This is a genomic window from Paramicrobacterium fandaimingii (assembly GCF_011751745.2).
Taxonomy (GTDB): Bacteria; Actinomycetota; Actinomycetes; order Actinomycetales; family Microbacteriaceae; genus Paramicrobacterium; species Paramicrobacterium fandaimingii.
Map to the genome: position 1 here is coordinate 2,748,926 of NZ_CP061170.1, position 22,190 is coordinate 2,771,115.

The 22,190-nt window shown below is 64.3% G+C and carries 17 protein-coding genes; 8 read left to right on the top strand and 9 right to left on the bottom strand.

Translation table 11 applies throughout. The features are described from left to right. Positions 1–14 precede the first annotated feature (14 nt). From HCR84_RS13285 to HCR84_RS13295, 3 genes are read left to right on the top strand one after another with little or no spacing between them, the layout of a single operon-like run. Positions 15–1,190 (top strand): glycosyltransferase, encoded by a 1,176-nt coding sequence (locus HCR84_RS13285; protein WP_244972488.1) that lies wholly within the window; start codon positions 15–17, stop codon positions 1,188–1,190. Next, a complete protein-coding gene (locus HCR84_RS13290; RefSeq protein WP_166980282.1) occupies positions 1,187–3,397 on the top strand; it encodes an arsenate reductase/protein-tyrosine-phosphatase family protein in 2,211 nt (736 codons plus the stop codon). Before HCR84_RS13285 ends, HCR84_RS13290 begins: the two co-directional genes overlap by 4 nt. Beyond that, entirely contained in the window at positions 3,394–4,398 is a 1,005-nt protein-coding gene (locus HCR84_RS13295) for a polysaccharide pyruvyl transferase family protein (protein ID WP_166980281.1), read from the top strand. Before HCR84_RS13290 ends, HCR84_RS13295 begins: the two co-directional genes overlap by 4 nt. 25 nt (positions 4,399–4,423) lie before the next feature. Here HCR84_RS13295 and HCR84_RS13300 read toward each other — a convergent pair whose 3' ends face one another. The 4 genes from HCR84_RS13300 to pip all read right to left on the bottom strand — a co-directional run bounded on the left by HCR84_RS13300 (position 4,424) and on the right by pip (position 11,484). Continuing rightward, the gene (locus HCR84_RS13300; RefSeq protein WP_244972489.1) at positions 4,424–5,509 is read right to left on the bottom strand and encodes a glycosyltransferase family 4 protein; all 1,086 of its coding nucleotides are present in this window, start codon (positions 5,507–5,509) and stop codon (positions 4,424–4,426) included. Positions 5,510–5,559: 50 nt separating this feature from the next. Then, positions 5,560–8,823: a galactose-binding domain-containing protein gene (locus HCR84_RS13305; RefSeq protein WP_166980279.1), complete on the bottom strand. Its 3,264-nt coding sequence runs from the start codon at positions 8,821–8,823 to the stop codon at positions 5,560–5,562. 12 nt (positions 8,824–8,835) lie between these two features. Beyond that, entirely contained in the window at positions 8,836–10,341 is a 1,506-nt protein-coding gene (locus tag HCR84_RS13310) for a sugar transferase (RefSeq protein WP_166980278.1), read from the bottom strand. A 186-nt stretch (positions 10,342–10,527) separates the two neighbouring features. Then, positions 10,528–11,484, bottom strand: a complete 957-nt coding sequence (pip, locus tag HCR84_RS13315) for a prolyl aminopeptidase (RefSeq protein ID WP_166980276.1) — start codon at positions 11,482–11,484, stop codon at positions 10,528–10,530. 106 nt (positions 11,485–11,590) lie between these two features. On the opposite strand from pip, the gene HCR84_RS13320 reads away from it, so the two are divergent. Then, a complete protein-coding gene (locus HCR84_RS13320; protein ID WP_166980274.1) occupies positions 11,591–12,592 on the top strand; it encodes an aldo/keto reductase family protein in 1,002 nt (333 codons plus the stop codon). Positions 12,593–12,671: 79 nt separating this feature from the next. On the opposite strand, the gene HCR84_RS13325 is transcribed toward HCR84_RS13320, so the two are convergent. Next, positions 12,672–14,795, bottom strand: a complete 2,124-nt coding sequence (locus HCR84_RS13325; RefSeq protein ID WP_434063542.1) for an acyl-CoA dehydrogenase family protein — start codon at positions 14,793–14,795, stop codon at positions 12,672–12,674. 284 nt (positions 14,796–15,079) lie between these two features. Here HCR84_RS13325 and HCR84_RS13330 point away from each other — a divergent pair, with 284 nt between their 5' ends. Continuing rightward, positions 15,080–15,931 carry an SDR family oxidoreductase gene (locus HCR84_RS13330; protein ID WP_166980272.1) on the top strand — a complete coding sequence of 284 codons (852 nt, stop codon included), beginning with the start codon at positions 15,080–15,082 and terminating at the stop codon, positions 15,929–15,931. On the opposite strand, the gene recQ is transcribed toward HCR84_RS13330, so the two are convergent. The 4 genes from recQ to HCR84_RS13350 form a co-directional block, all read right to left on the bottom strand. Then, positions 15,928–17,742, bottom strand: a complete 1,815-nt coding sequence (recQ, locus tag HCR84_RS13335) for a DNA helicase RecQ (protein WP_166980270.1) — start codon at positions 17,740–17,742, stop codon at positions 15,928–15,930. The two genes, HCR84_RS13330 and recQ, sit on opposite strands and share 4 nt — an antisense overlap. A gap of 47 nt (positions 17,743–17,789) precedes the next feature. After that, entirely contained in the window at positions 17,790–18,656 is an 867-nt protein-coding gene (locus tag HCR84_RS13340) for a copper resistance CopC family protein (RefSeq protein WP_166980268.1), read from the bottom strand. Next, positions 18,653–19,381, bottom strand: a complete 729-nt coding sequence (locus HCR84_RS13345; RefSeq protein WP_166980266.1) for a YcnI family copper-binding membrane protein — start codon at positions 19,379–19,381, stop codon at positions 18,653–18,655. The genes HCR84_RS13340 and HCR84_RS13345 overlap by 4 nt, the downstream gene beginning before the upstream one ends. Before the next feature lie 136 nt (positions 19,382–19,517). Then, on the bottom strand, positions 19,518–20,111 hold the full coding sequence (locus HCR84_RS13350) for a hypothetical protein (protein WP_166980264.1): 594 nt from the start codon (positions 20,109–20,111) through the stop codon (positions 19,518–19,520). Between the two features lie 90 nt (positions 20,112–20,201). Here HCR84_RS13350 and HCR84_RS13355 point away from each other — a divergent pair, with 90 nt between their 5' ends. From HCR84_RS13355 to HCR84_RS13365, 3 genes are all read left to right on the top strand, one after another. Continuing rightward, entirely contained in the window at positions 20,202–20,516 is a 315-nt protein-coding gene (locus tag HCR84_RS13355; RefSeq protein WP_166980262.1) for a GNAT family N-acetyltransferase, read from the top strand. 7 nt (positions 20,517–20,523) lie between these two features. After that, the gene (locus tag HCR84_RS13360) at positions 20,524–21,486 is read left to right on the top strand and encodes a pirin family protein (RefSeq protein ID WP_166980260.1); all 963 of its coding nucleotides are present in this window, start codon (positions 20,524–20,526) and stop codon (positions 21,484–21,486) included. Positions 21,487–21,586: 100 nt separating this feature from the next. Beyond that, a complete protein-coding gene (locus tag HCR84_RS13365; RefSeq protein WP_166980258.1) occupies positions 21,587–22,189 on the top strand; it encodes an ECF transporter S component in 603 nt (200 codons plus the stop codon). Position 22,190 lies beyond the last annotated feature (1 nt).

Here is a 22,190-nt window from a genome sequence, read left to right on the forward strand (position 1 = left end):
GCCTCACTATCCTCATGTTCTCCCTCGAGCCGTGGGACACCGTTTGGCGCCGAAACCAATATGTCGTAGACGGCCTGCTGCGCGACAACGACAGCATCCGCTTATTCTTCGTTGAACCGCCGTCCGATGTGCTGCACGATGTTCTCTCATGGCGCCGCCCTCGCCGCGGTGCCGGAGTACGCTCGGCCCCTGGCTACGACGGTCGGCTATCACTCATGCAGCCGACGAAAATGCTCCCGCGGGTGCTCGGTCCGCTCGCCGACTGGATGTTGCGACGCAGCGTTCGGCGGGCGCTTCAGCGCATCGGTGACACGCCTGATGTGCTCTGGTTCAACGATCCGAGGTGGGCCGCGGCCCTCACCGAATTCTCTGCCCCTGCACTTTACGACATGACCGATGACTGGCTGGCAGCCAGTCGCAATGAGCGCGAACACGACAGGCTCATGCGCGGCGAAGCATTACTCATGGACGAGTGCGCCGCCGTCGTCGTGTGCTCTGTTGGCCTCGCCACGAGCAGGCGCGAAGCACGACCCGACCTTGTAACGATTCCCAATGCCGTCGATGTCGAGCGTTATCGCACACCGATGCCGCGGCCGACCGATCTTCCCAACGCACGGTGCGCCGTATATGTGGGCACACTCCACGAGGACCGAATCGACGTTGATCTGGTTGTGCGTACGGGAGCCGCTGTGAATGCGGTTGGCGGCGCCTGCATTCTCGTCGGCCCCAATGCGCTCTCACCAGATAACACCCAGAGGTTGGCACTCGCACCAGGAGTGCTGATGCTCGGCGTGCGACCGTACGAGTCAATCCCCGCATACCTGCAACACTCCGACGTTCTCATCGTCCCGCATGTGGTGACGCAATTCACCGACAGCCTCGACCCCATCAAGCTGTACGAGTATCAGTCGGTTGCCCGCCCTGTCGTGAGTACCCCTGTCGCGGGCTTCCGAGACAATGAACGCCAAGGCGCGCTCGACATTGCCTCACCGTTGGACTTCCCTGACGCGGTCACCAGTGCGCTTCTGCACGCGTCGACGCCTGGACACCTCGAAGACGTCCCCGATTGGCGCTGTCGCATTCGTCAATTCGAAGAAGTGCTCGACATGCTCCTCGAGCAGCGTGCCTCACAGTTCCCTCATACCGCTCCCCACCAGCACGAAAATGCGAGATCGGAGTACAACCCGTGACATTCACCGAAATTCTCACTGTCATCTGGCGACGCAAGTGGATCATCATCATCGTGACGGTCCTCGCATCAGCGATCGCCATCACCTACCTCCAACGACAGACGCCAAACTTCGAGTCATCAACGACGCTGCGAATCAGCCCGTTAATGACCGAGGCCGTCAACACAGGAATCCTCGCCGGTCACCCGGTCGACGTAGACCCCTCAGTTGCGACAACCCCTGTCGTGCTCAGCGAGGCTGAAAAGCAGCTCGGAACTCCGAAGGGATCGTTGGCCGGCACTGTCTCGCAGGCAGCAGTCGAGACTCCGTCAGACACGACGGCAACGTTCAAGATCACCGCGCAAGCTGGCGACCCGAAGACGTCCCAACAGAGCGCTGCTGCAGCTGCGGCCGCGTACTCGGCCTACCTCGACACCGTCGTGGCCTCAACGCAGAAGGCGCTTGCGGAACAGCTAGGCGAGGTATCGGACGAAGCAAAGAGCTACCAAAACGACGTTGACAAAGACCCTGCCGATCAACTCGCCCAGACCAATCTGACAGCGGCGCTCGCTCAGATAAATGGAATCAATGCTTCGATTACGTCGTTGCAGACGGCTGGACCATCAGCGACCGTCACTGCACCGGCGGGCACAGGAGCAACGTTGAATCCGAGCACTCTGACCGTCGCAGGTGTTGCGCTTGCGTCCGGCCTTCTCGCGGGTCTTGGTCTCGCTCTCGCGCGGGACTACCTCGATTCGCGTGTGCGTCGCACAGACGAACTGGAGCGGGCTACAAATTTGCCCGTGCTCGGGCAGCTCGCAAACGACAGGCGGGCGAAACGTGTGACTGGATTTCTTCCCGCCGAGAACAGCGAGTCTTCCCCGCTGAGTGAAGGTCTTCGGGCGCTTCGCACGACATTGCAAGTCGCACTTCCGGCCAAAGGGAGCGTCCTCGTTGTCACAAGTGTGGAGCCCGGAGATGGCAAGACGTTTGTCTCGGCGAACCTCGCGGCGTCATGGGCACGTACGGGACGCTCCGTTGTGCTGGTCGCGGGCGACTTACGTCGCCCGGGTCTTGACACCTATTTTCCTGATAGCTGCACCGGCCCCGGCCTTGGCGGACTTCTCGCGGCTCCGCGGGACTTGCTCACTTTTCCAGAGGTCAGCGACATCGAGGCCGCACTTCAACCGACATCGATTGACGGCTTGCGTGTGCTTCCACCGGGCACGCTTATGGACGACCCAGCAGACGCAATTGCCACTCCCCGCATGATGCGCGTACTCAGTGCCCTGAGCGACCGTGCCGATATCGTCATCGTCGACACACCACCGTCTCTCGCACTCGCCGATGCCTCCGCCATAGCCTCGCTTGCCGATGGAACGATAGTGATCGCCACGATGAACCACACGCGGTTGCCACTGCTCTCGCACGTCGTCGCGACATTAAGAGCGAACAGCGCGACGGTGATCGGCACTGTTGCGAATAGATCGAAGCACAAGCTCCCCCGCAGTTACTCCGCGTACTACCTCGCGGAGTCAATACCACAGCCTGCGCTTGAACGCTCGTCGAATCGTTCCGTCGATGGGGGAAAATTATCACGAGTCGACCACATTGAGCGTTCGCCCCGCGCTATGACTCCGGGGCGAGATCGGGTGCTCGTCGTCTGCACAGCCAATGAAAGTCGCTCTCCGTTCGCCGCGGCGCTGCTCCTCGCCACTGCGAACGAGCATGCACTTGAGGTGGACTCTGCCGGAGTTGAGGCGACTACTGGTCGCCCCGCATCACAGTCGGCCATCACGCATGCGTCAGAGCTGGGACTCGACTTGAGCGACCACGTGAGCGCGCAGGTAGATCCGGCTTCGCTTGACACCTATGATCTGATCTTGACACTCACCCGGGAGCACGCCCGCATGCTGCTTGCAACGACACCCGATATCGCACCGCGCCTGTTCACCATCAGACAGTTCACGCGTTGGCTCGACGCAAACGAACGCCCCGCTGGCGTAACACTCGGCACATGGCTTGATGACGAGTCAGATCAATCGATTCTGGACTTCCTCGGAGATAACCCTGCCGACGACATCGAAGATCCGACCGGACGAACCACCGCACGGTGGAAGACGATGATCGCGCACCTCGACGAGGCGATCGCCGGTATCGCGGCGGGCCTGTATCCGAGATACTCATCGCTCCTGCCCGTCCCCGCGCAGCGCACACGACGGCCGTGACCGCCAGAGAGCGCGACCTCCCCCGAGACACGGCGGCAGAACGTCCGGAGCGAAATCGCAAGGAAGCGCGTGTGCGGGAGTTTATCGACCGCAACTATTCACGCGCATCGTGGCGACGAACGCGAAGCGCACTGTCGATAGCGCAGTCAATGTTCGATCCGCGCCTGTACCCGAACGCTCCTCTCGTTGAGGCGTACTGGTGGGACGGGCACCCGAACTTCGGCGACGCGCTCACCCCGTGGCTTCTGCGGCATCGCGGAATCATCCCCGTGCACGCAGAGTTTCAGCGCGCAAAGGTCGTTGGCGTCGGAAGCCTCATTCAGTTCATTCCGCCAGACTTCGCCGGTCTCATCTGGGGCTCCGGGCTGATCTCGGATTCACCGACCCACCTCCCCGATGTCGAGGTTCTTGCGGTTCGGGGCCCGTTGACCCGCGACGCACTTTCCGCAGGCGGCAGCGTCGCGTTGGGCGACCCCGGGCTTCTTGCGTCACGCGTGCTGAATCGACCTCCGGTGCAACACCGTCTCGGGATCGTCCCTCACGGCAGCCACTTCGAAAATTCGCCGATCGCTGATTTCGCTGCCAAACACCCCGGGGAGGTGGCGCTCATCGACGTCACCCGCAGCCCCGCCGCGGTCATACGCGAGATCGCCTCCTGCTCGGCCATCGTGTCGACGTCACTGCACGGCGTGATCATCGCAGACTCATATGGCATCCCTGCGTGCTGGACGATGATCGAGCCCGTGCTCATTGGCGGCGACTTCAAATTTCGCGATCACGAAGCCGTCGTCAACAGCCTTGGTCGCACACGCCGGTTCACCTTCGCACCAGACATGACGCCGGATCAGATCGTGCAGAGGGCAGAATCCGCAGACCCCGATCGCGTCTCAGCAGCGATTGAAGACCTCGAGAACTCCGTTGCTCAGCTGCGACTGCGATTTGCGCACACGCGCCGAAGCCCCCTGCGGTCGTGGGAAGCGCTCGTTGCCCGCAAGGTGTAGCCGATCCGGCCGCCTGCCGTTGACGTCACGACGCAGCGTCAGACCACACCTTCGCGAGATTGCGAACGCTCTCGCCCCACGTAAAGTGCAGCGCCCGTCGAAAGCCCTTCTCACGCAGGTCTGATACCTCGCTGTCCCCGCGAAGCACGCAGTCAATGCCCTCGGCGATCGAGCGTCCGTCTGTCTCAACGAGCACGGCAGCATCTCCCGCCGCCTCCGGCAGCGAACTCGTGCGAGCAGCAATCACGGGAACACCGGCAGCCATCGCTTCGATGACTGGAAGCCCGAATCCCTCGTAGTGCGACGGAACGACCACAGCTTCGGCTGAGGCAAGGAGACCCGGCACAAGCTCGCTCCCGATGCGGCCGAGGCGCACGACGCGCGGCAGATCACCGAACAATTCGTCGCGCCGAGCATGCTGGGGGCCCGACATCGCCAGCGACACATCGGGAAACTCGCGGTTCACGAGCCGCCACGCCTCGGCAAGGCCTTCGAGGTTCTTGCGTGCGCTCGCTCCGCCCGCATGCAAAATGAAACGCTGCGGGAGCCCGAGTTGCGACCGCTCGGCCGCTGAGAGCGGCCGGGGAGAGAAGAAGCGCTCATCAACGCCGGGGGAAACGACCCGAAGATCGCTCCGCCCCGTGAGAGCGAAGACGTCCTCTGCGGTGTTCCTCGACACGCAGACCACTGCCGTCGCCCGCCTGATCTCATCGACGACCGCCGGGTTGGGGTTTCCCTCATCGGGATACATCCAGGCAACGGTGTCGTGAATGGTGAGCACCTCGTTCGGCGCCGGAGGAAGCGTGAGATCCATGCGGTGCACGAGGGCGTCCCGAGAGTAAAGCAGACGCCCTGCGACCCGACGACCTGTCGGCCCGATGTGCGAGAGCGCGCCGACCGGAATTCTCCTGTTGCCGTCGAGCTCCGAACGCAGGGAGCGAGCGATGATCCGTGTGACATCCCACGGCACATCGGACATAGACCCGAGTGCCTCTGCCGCGCGCGACGTGACAGCCTCCTGGTATACCTGGGCTCCCATCGGAACGGATGTCGCGATCGTCGCGATCTCCAACTGCATCGTTCGTTGCTGAGAAATCGTCTGTGTCATCATTCTTTCCCTCACTGTCCTCATCGGTGTCGTTGTCGTCGCGGCACCCGGCGTCACTCAGGCGCCCACGCCGATATCGCCGCGACAGAAACGACCTCGTCTGATGCCGTCTGCACGCCCATGAACGGCGGCGGAAGCCCCCCGACGATTCCCGAATAGTTGACGTCGAGCACCCGGGTGCCGCGCACGGTCGTCCAGGGAATGGTGATGCGCACAGCGGTGACGGAGACCGCGTCGAACTCGACGAAACGCACTCGGTGCCAGAACTGGTCTTCCACGGACGCCACTGTGTGCCACTCGCCACTCTCTGTGCGCACCGAGACCTCATAGGTGCGCAGTGCGGTCTCGCAGCATTCCATGCTGCCGCTTGCCACCGCTACGCGGTTGATCGTTGTCGCCTCAGCGAGCGTCACCGTTGCCGACGGCTTCTCATCGAGCTCACCGTCAACGACGCCAGAGCGCCAGGGCAGAGAGGGGTTTACCGTGCCCGAGGTGATGATCTGCGCGTCGCTACCCTCCGCCGTCGAGGTTGCCGTCACCTCGGCTCCCGCGAGAACGTCACCGCCGAACGCCTCCACCGGCGTGATCGACACCGGTTCACCCTCCGATGACGCGAAGAATTGGGGACTTCCCGTGATCGTCACCTCCGAGCGCCCGTCCTCAAGCTCAATCACGCTCTGCGCGCCGTACTGATCGGTAACCGTCACAGCGGGAGCCTCGCTTGAGAGATTCGCGCGCACGCGTGCCTCATCGGTCCATGCCGCAGTGACGCCGGCATCGTCTGCGAAGCGGAAAGCGTAGGTGAAGGGGATGCCGGTTTCAACGACGCTCGGCTCGCCCAGAGCCGCCAGTTTGTGCGAAACGACGGCGAACGCCAGGGCCCCGGGCTTCACATGCGACTGATATTGAATGAGCGACCAACTGAGATTGTTCTCGCCCCAGCCGCCCTCGCTGAAGAAGTACGTCCATCCGGCAATGTGCTCGTGCTGGTACCAGAGCAGCTTGCGCGCGACTTTGGCCCCCTGCGACCAATACGGCAGAGTCCCGTCCGACGTCCACCCCGTCTCCGTGTCCCAGATCGGCAGCTCGCCGCATCCATGCCCGACCACGTTTCTGAAGCTGTCGTACCCGGAACCGGAGGCAGCGAAGCCCTCCTCTTCCCACGACCGGTTCCACCCCGTGTACGGGTGAACGCCGAGGGCGTCGACGGCCTCGCAGAGCTGTGTCGACGCCGAATCCGCCCACCAGTCTTCGGCGAAGCCGAGGGTGTTTCCGGCAATCACCCGGGCGTGAGAATTTGCCTCATGAGCGGCATGCGCAAAGGGAATATCGACGCGTTTCGAGAAGTCGGCCCCCGAGTCGAAGCTGATGTTCGGCTCATTCCACGGCGACCACAGCGTGATCGCCGATGCCTGCTCGGCAAACTCCGCGACGATGAATCGTGCCCATCCGCCCCAGGTCTCCGCCTCAACTGCAGCGCGCTCGGCGTCGCCGTTCTGGCCCACCTGAACGATCAGATCCACGTCGTGATCGGCCGCGTACTCGGCGGCCGCGCGCACCTGCTCGAACGCCTCGGTCGGCGTGGGTTCGCCGTCTGGCGCCCCCGGAAGGCCAGACCAGTCGATTGCGTCGCTGCTCGGTTTTCCGCTCGGGTCGGCGATGAGCCGCGAAACATCGAGCTGCAGACGGAAGCTGCCGATTCCCAGTCGGTCAGCGAGCTGCACGCCGCGCATTGGCTCCGGCCCGCCCCACCCTGCTCCCGGCTCGAGGTCATCGAGGTTCAGGTCGGCGCCCTCGGCCCCGACGCTGTACCGAAAGCATGTCGCAGAGAGAGTCTCGCCGCTGCTGCTGTCGACAAGTCTGACGCTCACTTCGTACGGTCCGGGGACGCTCGTCGGAACCTCCAACGGCGTCTCGCCTCCCCCGATCTTCGGTTCGACCGAGCGCTCGGTCTGCCGAATGGGGTCGGCGAGAAGAGGATCTCCCCGAACGCTGTAGCGCACGCTAACATCCTCTGCCGCCTGTTCGCCGTCAAGCATCCCCCACCCGGATTCAAAGCGCAGGTGCACGCCAAGAGTCTCGCCCCAGTCAGCGTGATTGAACACGGCATCACTGACAACGCCAACGCCGATGCCGAGCCGGGCGATGACGGGATCGTTCAGCGCCTTGTAGCTGATCGGCATTGCCAGCATCGCGGCCATATCGTCGTCCGTGAGCTTCCTCACATGCTCCTCACCATCAACGGAGACAGAGAGCCAGTAGCTGCCGTCGTCATGGACGATCGCGCCGGTCATGCTTGGCGACGCCTGACTGTCGCCGAGCCAGACTCCCCGTTGAACCCCGATCTGATCGATCCAGGTGAGCCCCTCGCCCGCCTCATACACGAGATAGCCATCGCCGCCTGGCGCGGGAACCACGGTGCTCGGTCGGGTGAGCGCCGGTGTCTGCGCCGCGCTGTCGCCGTCGCTCTCGGCCATGGCATACGGCACGCTCATCACCGTCTTCTGCGACGCGAGGTCGTCGACCGTCAGCCGAACAGTTGCATCGTCAATCGGCTCCAACCCCGTCACCAGGCTTCCGGATGCTCCGAAGATCACGCTCGGCAGATCGCGATTCACCCCGAGCGACGTGCCGTCCTCTCGAAAGACGTGCACCACCGACCCACGCTCGCCAACCAGCAGAGCGGGCTCACCATCGAGATCGGGAACCCAGGTGACTCCGTGAAGGTCGAGTGGATGCCCTTGCGTCACTGAGCTCTCGGGCACGGGAAAGCTCGAGATCTGCGTGCCCTCTGCGTCGAATACCGCAATGTCCCGTCGGTGCTTGTACGAGTCAATCGCGTAGATCAGCCCGTCGGGCGACACAGCGACAGAGCCGTTGTTGTGCGGTTCGCGCGTCGCGCGGTCGACGTCAACGACAAACTCGCCGCTCGTGTCGCCGCTGTCGTTCAATCGTGTGAAAACACGTGTGCCATCCTGCTTCTGCGACTCGACGAGCAGTCCGCCATCGATTGCATGCAGGCCGACGAGATACGTCGACTCCGGTGACGGCGCCCGCACGTCGACTCCGATCGAAACGGGATCATCCGATTTCGGACGATCGGCGACGACGGCGGCCAGCTTGTCGCCGGGCATGCCGCAGACCTCGACGGCGGGATCAAGGTCAAGCGATGCGACAGCGCGCGAGCCGGGCTGCTCGTCGTCGACGAAGGCGACAGCGACCGCGCCCGTCACGGCAAGTGTCAGAACGATCGCGCCGACAATGTATGCCGCACGTCTGCGTGACGGCTTTCGCTGGCGTCTCGTCGTACCGTTCATCAGGCTGTCGGCTCAGTAGGCGCCGACGGGCCGGAACAGCACTCGAATCGTTCGCCAGACAATCGACAGGTCTGTGTACAGCGTCCAGTTCTCGACGTAATAGAGGTCGAGGCGAACGCTCTCGTCCCAGTCCAGATCGGAGCGACCGTTCACTTGCCACATCCCGGTGATTCCCGGCCGAATGTACAGTCGACGGTGAACGTGCCGCTCGTACTTCTGCACCTCGCGCTGCAGCGGCGGTCGTGGCCCGACAACGCTCATCTCGCCGCGCAAGACGTTGATGAACTGAGGAAGCTCGTCGAGAGAGTGCGCGCGAAGGAACGCGCCGACGCGCGTCACCCGCGGGTCTTGTTTCAGCTTGAACAGCACGCCGTTTCCCTCGCTGTGTGCGAGCAGATTCTCGAGGTCTTCCTCTGCTGTGTTCACCATCGAGCGAAACTTGAGCATTGAGAAGGTCTGCCCGTCTTTGCCGACGCGTTCTTGTTTGAAGAACGCCGGGCCGGCGCTGTCCATGCGAACGGCGAGCGCGATGACGAGCATCACCGGTGCGAGCACAGCAACGGCACCTGCGGACACCACGATGTCGAATGCCCGCTTCATGACGAAGCGCACACCCGCGTACCGGGCGAGATCGACGTGAAGAAGGGGCAGCCCGTCGACGGGGCGAAATTGGATGCGGCTGCCGGCGACGTTCGTCAATCTCGGGGCGACGACAAGCGATGTGCCCTGCGCCTCCAGCTTCCAGCTCAGATCTCGCATGTAATCGGTGTTGTCTCTGCTCGTGCTCGCCACGATGACCGAGTCGGCATCAAGGCGCCCGACCGCATCGGCAACGCGATCGGGGTGCGACACGATCGGCACGGTTCCGCTGAGTCCGGAAACAGGGACCTCGGCATCATCGAACACCGCGGCGCCGACCACGCTGAACGCTGCGCTGCTCGACCGTTCAAGCTCGCGAGCGACGTAGGAGACATCGGCGCGATCCCCCACAACGATCGTGCGAGAGAGGTAGTTTCCGTATGTGCGCTGATGGTTGAGCCAGCGTCGCCAACTCCACCGGCTGGCGAGCAGTCCGACGGTTCCGGCGGGCAGGGCCACGAGGAACATGGCGCGCGGTGGGGCGACCGGAACCAGAACGAAGGCCGTTGCGGCGGCGCCGAAGTACATCACCGATGCGTTCAGAACTCGCTTGTACTCGCGCGTGCCGATTCCCAGGAGCGGTGTGCTTCGCGTGCGGAAGGCCGCGAGCGCGAGGAGCCAGCCAACGCTCATGAGCACCGGGCCTGCGACGCGACTTTCGACGAGTGCCGCTGCGCTGAAGCTTGCTTCTGTCGCCACAGCCACGGCCACCGCCATCGCGAGGGCGATGACGAGTGCGTCGGTCACGAGCAGTCGAATCTTGAGTCGCCGCGTCCAGGAGACAGCGGGCGCGACGGCGCGGGCAATCTCGGAGCCGACATCGAACGCCGGACGAAATACTGACGCTGGGGCGGTGAACCTGGCATCGATTCGACTCATCGCCTGCCCTCCGTCTCGTCAGAATTCCGGAGCTCAGCGCTGTGCCGTCATACGCGCCGTCAGCACCCGCGTGAACGAGCTTCAGCACGCATCGTTAAATCTGAGCATCCCTCAAGTTCTCTAATACTAGAGGGATCCTCATGTTTTGCCTTCACCCCAGTTTAGGGGCGATGCACGACGTCGTGGCTACCGGGCGAAGCGGTCTGTCGCTTCGATCAGCGCCGAGAGAATGCCCGGCTCGTCGAACGCGTGCCCGGCATCCGGAATGATCTGCAGGTCGGCCTCCGGCCATGCCCTATGCAGATCCCACGCCGTCATGGGCGGCGTGCAGACATCGTAGCGACCCTGCACGATGACGCCGGGGATATCGCGCAGTCTGACGGCATCCCGAATCAGCTGCCCCTCCTCGAGCCAGCCTCGGTTCACGAAGTAATGGTTCTCGATCCGTGCGAAGGCCGTCGCGAAGGCCGGCTCGGTGAACAAGGCGATCGTGCTCTCGTCGCGCGTCAGCGTAATTGTTGACGACTCCCACTCTGACCACGCCTGCGCTGCCGGAACGTGCACTTCGGGGTCGGGGTCGGCGAGCAGCTCGGCATACGCCTGCACCATGTGGTTGCGATCCTGCTGGGCAACCGGCTCGACGAACTGCTCCCACAGGTCGGGGAAGATCGCCGCAGCCCCTCCTTCATAGAACCAATCGATCTCCTGCCGCCGCAGCGTGAAGATGCCGCGCAGAACGAGCTCGCTGACGCGGTCCGGATGCGTCTCGGCATACGCGAGCGCAAGGGTGCTCCCCCACGAGCCGCCGAAGACCTGCCATTTCTCGATCTCGAGCGTGTCTCGCAGCGCTTCCATGTCAGAGACGAGCTTCCACGTGGTGTTGTGGGTGAGATCGGCTTCGGGCTCACTCATGTGCGGCGTGCTCTTGCCGCAGCCGCGCTGATCGAACAGCACGATGCGGTACTTCTCCGGATCGAAGACGCGGCGCTGCTCGGGGTTCGTCGCGCCGCCTGGGCCGCCGTGCACAAAGACGACGGGCTTGCCGTCTGGATTGCCGCTCGTCTCCCAGAAGACGCGCTGGCCGTCCCCCACGTCAAGCAGGCCCGTCATGTACGGTTCGATGTTCGGGTACATCTCTCGCATGTACCGACGATAGCGTGAAACTGACGCCGGATCGGCAGGAACAACTCTGCATCGGAGTTTTCGCCCTTCAGGTTGAATGGCGGCGCGCATCCCGTAGCGTTGGTCTATGGCATATCGATATCTTGGACGCAGCGGACTGAAAATCTCTGACATCACGTACGGCAACTGGCTGACGCATGGTGGTCAGATTGAGAACGACACGGCGACGAAATGCGTTCACGCCGCGCTTGATCACGGAATCACAACGTTTGACACGGCAGATGTCTACGCGAACACCGTTGCCGAGCAGGTGCTGGGCGATGCCCTCGCCGGGCAGCGGCGCGAATCGCTCGAGATCTTCACGAAGGTGTGGGGGCCGACTGGCCCGAAAGGGCCCAATGACTCGGGGCTCAGCCGCAAGCACATCATGGAGTCCATCAACGGCTCGCTGCAGCGACTCGGCACCGACTACGTCGATCTCTATCAGGCGCACAGGTACGACCCCGAGACGCCCCTCGAAGAGACAATGCTCGCCTTCGCCGACGTCGTGCGCCAGGGAAAGGCGCTGTACATCGGTGTGAGCGAATGGACGGCAGACCAGCTGCGCGCGGGCCACGCGCTCGCGAGCGAACTCGGCATTCACCTCGTGTCGAACCAGCCGCAGTACAACATGCTGTGGCGTGTGATCGAAGAAGAGGTCGTTCCAGCGTCCGAGGATCTCGGTGTCTCGCAGATCGTCTGGTCGCCGATCGCGCAGGGGGTGCTGACCGGCAAGTACGAGCCGGGAAAGGATGCTCCCGCGGGAAGCCGCGCGACGGACGAGACCGGTTCGAAGACCGTTGCCCGTTACCTGCGCGACGACGTGCTGACCGCCGTGCAGGGCCTCAAGCCCATTGCCGACGAGGCAGGTCTCACCATGCCGCAGCTGGCGATCGCGTGGGTTCTGAGCAACCCCAACATCGCCTCGGCGATCATCGGAGCCTCACGCCCCGAACAGATCGCTGATAACGTCGTGGCGTCGGGAACCACACTCGACCAGGACGTGCTCGATCGCATCGACGCCGTCGTCGGCGACATCGCCGAGCGCGACCCCTCCAAGACGGACACCCCGACCGAACGTCCCGCGTGACGAGCTGACCCCACTCACGCAGAAACACGGCGGATGCTGCCCGTCGCAGCATCCGCCGTGTCAGTTCGTCTCTCGGGCGTCAGCGCTTCTGCTTCTGCGCGGCCTTCTCTCGGGCACGAAGCACTTTCTCATCGATCGGCGCGTCGCCTGATTCACGCAGCGCCGCGTAGTACGCGCGCGCTTCGTCCTGCCGCGTCCGCTCGCCGTCCGTGGCGATTGGTGCCCGCAGGTGAGCCTCCTCGAAGCCGAACGCATCGACAAGCTGCACGGCATAGGGACGCAGCCGCGCCACGAGCCGGTTGATGTAGGCGCTCACTGCCTCCGCGCGCTGCGTCGACAGCCGCCCGTTCATGAGGTACCAGGCGAGATGCTTCTCGATGAGGCTGAGCCCGAACAGGTCGCGCAGCCAGGTGAGAACGGTGCGTGTCGAGGCATCCTGAATCTTCTCGATGCCGGCGGTGAATGCCTCCCACTGCAGCAGCTCGCCGTGTGCCCGTGCCGCCTCGATCAGCGCGGTCTGCTGCGAATTGAACAGATCGGCCGCCTCTTTCTTCGACCGCTTCGACGCGGGCCGCAGCTCCCCCGCAATGTTCTCGATCATCGTCTCGACACGGTCTGTGAGCAGCTCGCGTTGAACCGCCGTCTCGCGCAGCTGGCCGACGGAGCGCGCCGTCGAACCGAAGTCACCGAGGGTCTGCCCGAGGGTGCGCAGCCCGCTGCCGTGGTAGGCGCGATCGGCGGCCTGAGCGACGACGTAGCGGGCGAGAGCTCCCGAATCGGCCTTGCGGAACTTGCTCGAGAAGTCCGTGAGCAGCCGCTTGGCAACCAGCTGAAGCAGCACGTTGTTGTCGCCCTCGAACGTGACGTAGACGTCGAGGTCGGCATACAGGCTCGTGAAGCGGTTTGCATTCATGAAGCCCGCGCCACCGCATGCTTCGCGGCTCTCTTGCAGCGTGTCGAGCGCGTGCCAGGTCGACAGCGGCTTGAGTGCTGCGGCGAGGGTCTCGAGATCTTGCCTGTCGTCATCTGTGTCGGCGCGGCCGCTGAATACCTCGTCAAACTTGGTAAGCAGCGTTTCGTGCGCGAAGGTGTGCGCGTAGGTCTCGGCCAAGCGCGGCAGCAGCCGTCTCTGGTGCTTCTGGTAGTCAAGCAGCACCTCTTCGTTCGTGTCCGAGGCTGCGTTGAACTGGCGGCGCTGGTCGCCGTAGCGTATGGCGATGGTGAGAGCGAGGGCGGATGCCGTCGTCGCGGCGCCGTCGAGCGAGACCCTTCCTTGAACGAGCGTTCCGAGCATCGTGAAGAAACGACGCCCCGGGCTCGCGATCGACGACGTGTAGCTGCCGTCTTCGGCGACGTCGCCGTACCGGTTGAGCAGGTTGTCGCGCGGAATGCGCACGTTCGTGAAGTGAAGGCGACCGTTGTCGATGCCGTTGAGCCCGCCCTTGAGCCCGTCATCTTCGCCCCCGACGCCGGGAAGAAACTCACCGTTCTCATCGCGGATGGGCACGTAGAAGCAGTGCACGCCGTGGTTCACACCCTTGGTGATGAGCTGGGCGAACACGGTGGCGGCGACGCCGTCGCGCGCGGCGTTGCCGAGAAATTCCTTCCACGCACCCTTAAACGGCGTGTGGATCACAAACTCCTGCGTGCTCTCGTCGTATGTCGCCGTCGTGCCGATCGACGCGACATCAGAACCATGGCCGATCTCCGTCATCGCGAATGCGCCAGGCACGTCGAGCGTCATGATGTCGGGAAGAAAGCGATCGTGGTGCTTCTGCGTGCCGAGGTGCAGCACGGCAGAGCCGAACAGCCCCCACTGCACTCCCGATTTGATCTGCAGCGACGGGTCGGCGAGCACGAGCTCTTCGAAGCCGGCGATGTTGCCGCCCGCATCGTTGTCTCCTCCGAGACGTTCGGGGAACGCGCGCAGCACTTGGCCGTCTTCTACGAGCAGATGCATCTGCTCGAGCACGCGGGCGCGGTGCTCCTCCATCGGCTGCCCCTCGATGCGCTGCATCTCGGGTCGCGCGGCGAGCGCACGTGACCTCCGGCGAATCTCACTCCAGCGGCCCAAAAGCGCGCGCTGCACCTCATCCGTGTTCAGAGACGCAGAGCCCGCAATCCCCACAGGCCCCGTGTCAACGGTCTCGTGCACGTTTGCGACCTCTGCCACGTCGTCGGGAGTTTCCACATCTTGCGCCACTTCTCGCCCCTCACCCTTCACGATCGTTCACTCGTTCTTTCGTTATGCTCACCATAGGTCGATGCCACAGCCAGGCAGAAAGCTCCCGTCACCCGGCTACAAAGCGGAGGGCAGGTGCGTGCCTGCAGTTGTGGCTGCTCCACAGCATCCTCGGGAATTCACTGCAGTTTCACACAGAAATCTCCCCCGGATGGGGACCTATCGCCCGCAGGGGAAACAGGGTCAACTGTTGTGTGGGGAATCTTTTGTCGCCAGAGCGGTTCTCAAAAAAGGAAGTCACGGGCATGGACACCATTCTCGTCGTCGGGGGGACGGGGCTCGTCGGAAGCGCCGTTGCCGCTGCCGCGCGCGCTCGCGGGCACGCCGTGCGTTCGCTCTCGCGCGAGATTCCGGCACCTGATGCCGCGAACTTCGTCATCGGAGTCGATTACCGCGTCTGCAATCTCTACCATTCGACTCAGGCAGAGCTCGACGAGCATCTGCGGGGCGCCGATGTTGTGATCGACTGCCTCAATGGCGTTTCGCACGTTGCTCAGGCGGTGTTTCGCGTTGGTGCCGTGCAGATCACGGATGCTGCCGCCCGCGTCGGCATCACTCGCATCGTCGTCGTGTCTGACGTCGGCTGCGACCAGAGCGACTTCGCGTACTACGAGGCGAAGACCGACCAAGAGGGGGTCTACCTCGACTCGCCTGTCGCCACAACCGTCGTGCGATTCACCGTCGTGTTCGAGCAGATGCTGCAGATCATCGAGAAGGCCTCCCGATTTCGCGTTGTGCCGACGTCTAGTCGAGCCCAGATTCAGCCCATCGACGTCGCCGATATGGCCGAGGTGATTGTCGACACGACAGCCGATACCGGCCCTGACGAGATTAAATCGTACGGTGGGCCAGAGATCGCCTCCGTCCGCTCGTTTTCGCAGCAATGGCTGACGCACACCGGACGCCGAGCCGCTCTTGTGCCCGTTCCGCTCATTACGGCAATCGGACGGTACTTGCGCTCGGGGGCAAACATCGTTGCCGATTCGAGACGCGGCTCGACGACGTGGCAAGACTGGCTGAATCGGTCACTGCCGCCTGCCGAGTCGACCGCGTGCGAGAGCGGGCCGCAGACGAACGGCACGCCGAGCCACGCCTAGCCGCGAACGACCTCGATCACAGCGGCGCCATAGCGTGCGAGCTTCTTGTCGCCAACGCCGCTGATCGCTCCCAGTGCCGCTTCGTCTGTCGGCTTCGCCGCCGCAATGTCGCGCAGCGTCGCGTCGGCGAACACGATGTAGGCCGGCGCTCCCTGTTCCCTCGCTACGCTCGCACGCCACTCGCGCAGCTTCTCGAAGAGCTCGGCTGCTGCCGGCTCAAGCTGCTGCGCCGCAGATCGGCGTGCCGACCGGGAGCGCTGTGCCTTCTCGGGCTCGTCGCGCAGCTGCACCGCACGGTCACCGCGCAGCACCTCGCCGCTCGACTCGGTCAGCCCGAGCACGCCGTACTCACCACGTGTGGCGAGCAGCCCCTGCGCGAGAAGCTGCCGCACGACGCCCCGCCAGCGCTGGTCAGAGAGATCGGCGCCGATGCCCCATGTGCTCAGTGCCTCGTGCCCATGCTGCCGCGTGCGCGGTGTCTCTTTGCCTCGCAGAATGTCGATCACCTGGCCGGCGCCGAAGCGCTGATTGCGTTCCCTGTCGAGGCGAACGACTGTCGAGAGCAGCTTCTGCGCCGCAAGGGTGCCGTCGACGACAGCCGGCGGGTTCAGGCAAGTGTCGCAGTTGCCGCACGGCGAGCTCTCTTGGCCGAAGTACCGCAGCAGATTGACGCGTCGACACTGCACTGTCTCGCACAGCGCGAGCATGGCGTCGAGGTGCTGCATCGAACGTCGCTTATGGGCGATGTCGGCCGCGCCGTCGTCGATCATGCGTCTCTGCTGCACGACGTCCTGCAGCCCATAGGCGAGCCAGGCAACAGCGGGCTCACCATCACGCCCTGCTCGCCCGGTCTCTTGGTAGTAGCCCTCAACGGACTTGGGAAGATCAATGTGGGCGACGAATCGCACGTCTGGCTTGTCGATGCCCATGCCAAAAGCGATCGTCGCCACAATGACGACGCCGTCTTCGCGCAGAAACCGCGACTGGGCGTCGGCACGCACGTCTGCATCGAGCCCCGCATGGTAGGCAAGCGCCGTGATGCCGCGCTGGCGCAGGTAGTCGGCCGTTCGCTCGACGCTCACTCGGCTCAGGGCATACACGATGCCCGCGGCATCCTGCCCTTCGGCACGAATGAACTCGACAAGCTGCGCCCGGGGATCCCGCTTCGGCACGATGCGGTACTGGATGTTGGGGCGATCGAAGCTCGCAACGAAATGCCGGGCGTTGCCAAGGCTCAGTCGCTGCGTGATCTCGGCGTGCGTCGCCTCGGTCGCTGTGGCCGTGAGGGCGATGCGCGGCACGTTGGGCCACAGCTCGGCAAGCTCGGACAGCGCGAGGTAGTCGGGCCGAAAGTCGTGCCCCCACTGCGACACGCAGTGGGCTTCGTCGATCGCGAAGAGGGCGATGGTGCCCTCCGCGAGCAGTGACCGCGTCGCCTGGTTGCTCAAGCGCTCGGGAGCGACATAGAGAATGTCGAGGTCTCCCGCGCGATAGTCGCGTTCGACGCGAGAGCGTTCGGCAGCAGACTGCGTCGAATTGAGAAACTCTGCCCGCACGCCAACGGCCTGGAGCGCCTGCACCTGGTCGTGCATGAGGGCGATCAACGGAGACACGACGACGCCCGTTCCCTCGCGCAGCAGAGCCGGAATCTGGTAGCACAGGCTCTTTCCGCCGCCCGTCGGCATGAGCACGACGGCGTCTCCGCCCGCGGTGACCTGGTCGACGATCTCTCCCTGGTCGCCGCGGAAGGCGTCGTATCCGAAGACGTGGCTCAGAACCTCGAGTGCGGTGCCACCGGCAGGAGAAGTCATCGACTCCACCGTAGTCGGTGGCACCGTCACGCGCGTTGAGGCCGGCGTCAGGACGAGGTCGACGGCCCGTCGCCAGCCGAACCGCCAGACGAGCCAGACGACTCAGACGCGTCAGACGAGCTGTCCGTGTTGCCGTGGTTGCCGTGGTTGCCCTGGGCGCCCTGGGCGTCGCTTGCGGCGGCATCCTCATCTTCGGCATCATCGGCCAGCATGCGGCGCCGCACCAGAATCATCACAACGGCGGCGGCCGCGATGAACACGATTCCGCCCGCGGCAATCAGCCAGCCGATGTCAGAGCTGTCGGGCTCGCTCGCCGGCGCATCCGCTGCCTGGTTGTCCTGACCATTCTGACTGCCCTGACTGCCCTGACTGCTCGACTCGGAGGGCTCGTCGCTTGAGCTGCCGCTGTCGTCTGGTGCCTCAGCGGGAAGTTCCTCCCCGCAGGTCGGAACCGATGACGCTCCCTCGGCGGCCTGCTGCCCTTCCTCGGGCTGCCATGTGAAGGTGAACGGCTCAAAGTCGTCAGAGCTCTGCGTGTGCCCATCTTCGGCAACGAGCGTCCAGATCACCGTGTACTCGCCCGGCTCTCCGAGCGTCACGTCGGCGCTGAGGGTCATGCCGTTCGAGACCGTGGCGCAGCCATCACCGAAGTAGCGCTCCTCGTCGCCCGGCCCTCTCACGACAATGCTCTTCTGCCCGCTCTCGAGCACCGGCTCCGTTGTGTTCAGCGCGACGGTCACGGGGCCCGTCGTCACCGTCGATCCGGGTTCAGGTGAGGCCGGCGCCACCTGCGTGTGCGCCGAGGCGGGAGCTCCGACAGCGAGGGCCGCGGCGAGCCCGACGGCAAACGCGACAGCCACCGCTCGAGGGGCTCGCGCTCCTGTGATCGATGTGCGAGTCCCTCTGCGTGTCACTTTCTCTCCTTCGCGCGAGGCCGACGGGCCGTGATCGCGAGGACGATTCCGGCGGCACCGACAGCGAGCCCTGCAATTCCGATTATACGTGCGATCAGGTCATTGTCGTTATCAGTCTGCGACGAGGCCTGTGCGTCTGCCGTGCCGTGCTCGGCAGCATCCTCTCCCCCTCCATGGCCGTGGCCCGAGACGTCGACAGCTCCGACGGCAATCGTCGGAGCCGGATGCTCGGGCTCATCGCCCTCGGACTCGGCAACCTGATCCCACGAGGTCGATCCCTCTTCGCACGTCTGCTCGACGGGGAACGCAAGGGTCTCGCCCGCGGTTTCTTCGGGGAGCGAAACCTGCACAGAGAGCGTGTCGATCTGGGAGTCGGCAAGTGGCGTCTTCGCCGTAAACTCCACGGCGCTCGTGCGCTCGCTCACGGGGTCGCCGTTCTGATCGCTGACGCCGTCGACGGGCTCCGTCTGCGTCTTCGCCGTCCATCCGGCGTTGACGACGGGTTTCGCCGAGATGACCTCGTCTGGCATCAGAATGCTGACCGCCGTCGTTGACGAGCCGTCACAGCCGTGCCCGATGGTGAACGTGAGCACGGTGCTTGACCCTGCCGCCGCCTCGTCTGGCACGACGTGCACGTGGGCGCTGGCCGCGACGGGCAGGGCGAGGGCGAGCGCAGCTCCCGCCACTACTCCGATACCGGCACGTCGTCGTGTTGTTCTCTTCATATCTCTTCTGTCTTTCTGTCGTTGTGTTCGGGCACAGCGGAGAACCCGCAGACGGGCGCCCGTTTCACATGCCTCACCGAGGCAGGAAAATCACGTGGTCGTCATGGCAGCTCGACCGCGCAGAGGCGACAGCGAGCTAGCCGAGGGAAAGCGCGGGTGGTCCGCGCTGAGAGCGTGACGAGTCGACGACGGGCGCCCGACGTGGCGCGACGGCATCCGGCAACAGCGATTGCAACCTCGGAATCGGCACGGGCTCCGGATGCGTGAACAGCGTGGAGACGGCAAGTCGCACCGTGACGAAGAGGCCGTGCACGACGTTCTCGCCCGTGGCAAGCAGAATCGTAGTGACCACGCCGGCGAGAATGTGCGCACACCACATCGCGGGGCTGTGGCCGTGCGCGACGGCGCCCGCGTGAACGTCTATCGATCCCAGCGTGTGCTGGGCGTGGGCCCCGAGCGATGTCGACGAGACGCTGCCGCCCGACGGCGCGAACGCGAACATGCCGTGGTAGGCAAGCTGGCTGAATGCCACGGCGACGGCGAGACGTGCGCGAGACACCGTCTTTCCGGCGAGCGCAATGCAGACGAATACGGATGCCGTGAGCGCGACGCTCACAGCGACGACGCTCGGCGCGCGACCATCGGCGAGACCGTGCGATGTCGCAGCGATGACCGTGGAGATGACAGCGGCTGCCGTGCCGCGCAATGCGCGGCTCGCGCGTTGATTCATACCGTCACCCTCCGGTTCAAGCATAGGCGGTGCCTGGCCACTCGTGAGAGTCGCGGGTACGGTTATGGCAAACGACGCAAGGGGGACGACATGGCAGACATCACACCGCACGTCACGCGCAATGACGCGGAGAACCGCTATGAGCTGTGGATCGATGACACCCTCGTCGGGCACGCCCAATTCGCGTACGAAGAGAGCGGAACCGCGTTCGTGCACACCGTCGTCGACACGGCGTACGAGGGCCGCGGGTTCGGTAGCGTACTCGCCAAGTTCGCCCTCGACGACACCGTTGAGCGTGACGAGATCATTGTGCCGTATTGCCCGTTCATTCAGGCATATCTGAAGCGACACCACGAATACGACGCGCACGTGGCCTGGCCGACGCCCAAACACGAGAAGAAGTGAGCGCGCCATGACGCGATTCGATGCCCCAACCGAGGAACTGCTTGTTCGGGAGGTCGCCTCGCCCGGGCCGATGACACTGCTGCTCGAGTCCCGCGAGGTTCCGCTCGGCGGAATCCGCGGAATCACGGTGCACCGCTCACTTCCGCAGCGCGGGCTGCCGACCGTCGGCGCGTGGTGCTTTCTCGACTACTTTGACGAGGCTGGCGTTCCGATGCGGGTTCTGCCGCACCCGCACATCGGGCTGCAAACCGTCACGTGGCCCCTCAATGGCGAGATCAGACACCGCGACACCGTGCTGAGCGACGTCATGATTCAGCCGGGCCAGCTGAACATCATGACGAGCGGCTACGGCATCGCTCACTCAGAGTTCTCGACGGAGCCAGACGCCGCGTCTGCCGCGCTGCGCGGTGTGCAGCTCTGGGTAGCGCTTCCCTCTGGCGCGGCCGATCACGAGCCGTTCTTCGAGCAGCATTCCGACCTTCCGGTCTGGCAGCAGGGCGGCGTGAGCGCCCGCGTGTTCGTCGGAACGCTCGGTTCTGCGACATCCCCCGCCACGACCTTCACACCCCTGCTCGGCGCCGAGATGAGGCTCGCGGCAGGCACAGCCGAATCGATCCCCGTCGACCGCACGTTTGAGCATGCCGTCTTCGTTCTCGACGGCGAGGTCACCGTCGACGATGTGCGGGTGACGGAGCGACAGCTTCTCTACATCGGCGACGGGTGCCCGTCCGTCGAGATCGTTGCGGATGCCGCGGCGCACGTGATCTTCATTGGAGGCGAGCCCTTTGGTGAAGATCTCGTGATGTGGTGGAACTTCGTCGGCAGAGCGCACGACGACATCGTGAGAGCGCGCGAGGACTGGGAGGCCCGAGCATCCCGCTTTGGGAACGTTCCGGGCCATGGGGCCGAGCGCATTCCCGCACCACCGCTGCCGACGGTCACCCTCACCCCGCGACGGCGCCGCCGCTGAGCGCATTTGTCACGGTTCCCGTGATTGCCTATATAGGCAAGCCTCAGCTAAGTTTGAGAGAGTGGAGTTCTCCACACACCCGAGTCCCCAAGGGATACGCATGTTCAGCACCCGCCTCCTCATGACCTGCGCCGCGATCGGCGTTGGCAGCGGGATCATCTTCACCGTTGCGGGGTTCGTCAACGGCATCGTCGCTGCCGCAGCGCCCATCGTCTACGGCCTCGCGATCGGCGTGTATTTTCTTCCCGGCGTCATCGCCCAGTCGCTTCTGCGGCTCCCCGGCGTCGCGCTCATCACGAGCCTGATCGCCGGCCTCGTCGGCTCGGCTGTGAACCCCGCATTCATCATGCGCTACCTCGCGACAGGGCTCGCCGTCGGCCTGTTGCAGGAGATTCCCTTCGCTCTTCGTCGGTACCACTACTGGAAGCCGTGGGTGTTCTACGTCGCGGCGGCGATCATGGGAACGATTTTCGGCGGCGCGGTTTTCATCGCCGTCGGCATGGAGCACTTCGTCGGCTGGGCGAACCTCGTCTACTTCGGCCTCTTCGCCGTGAGCCCCGTGCTCTTCACCTGGCTCGGTCGGGTCATCGCCGCGGGAATCAACAAGACGGGTGTCGCGCGAGGCATCCAACACGAGATCGACAGCAGACCGCGCAGTTCGGCGACGAAGCACGCGCATACGCAGCCGATGTCGGCAGCCTGAC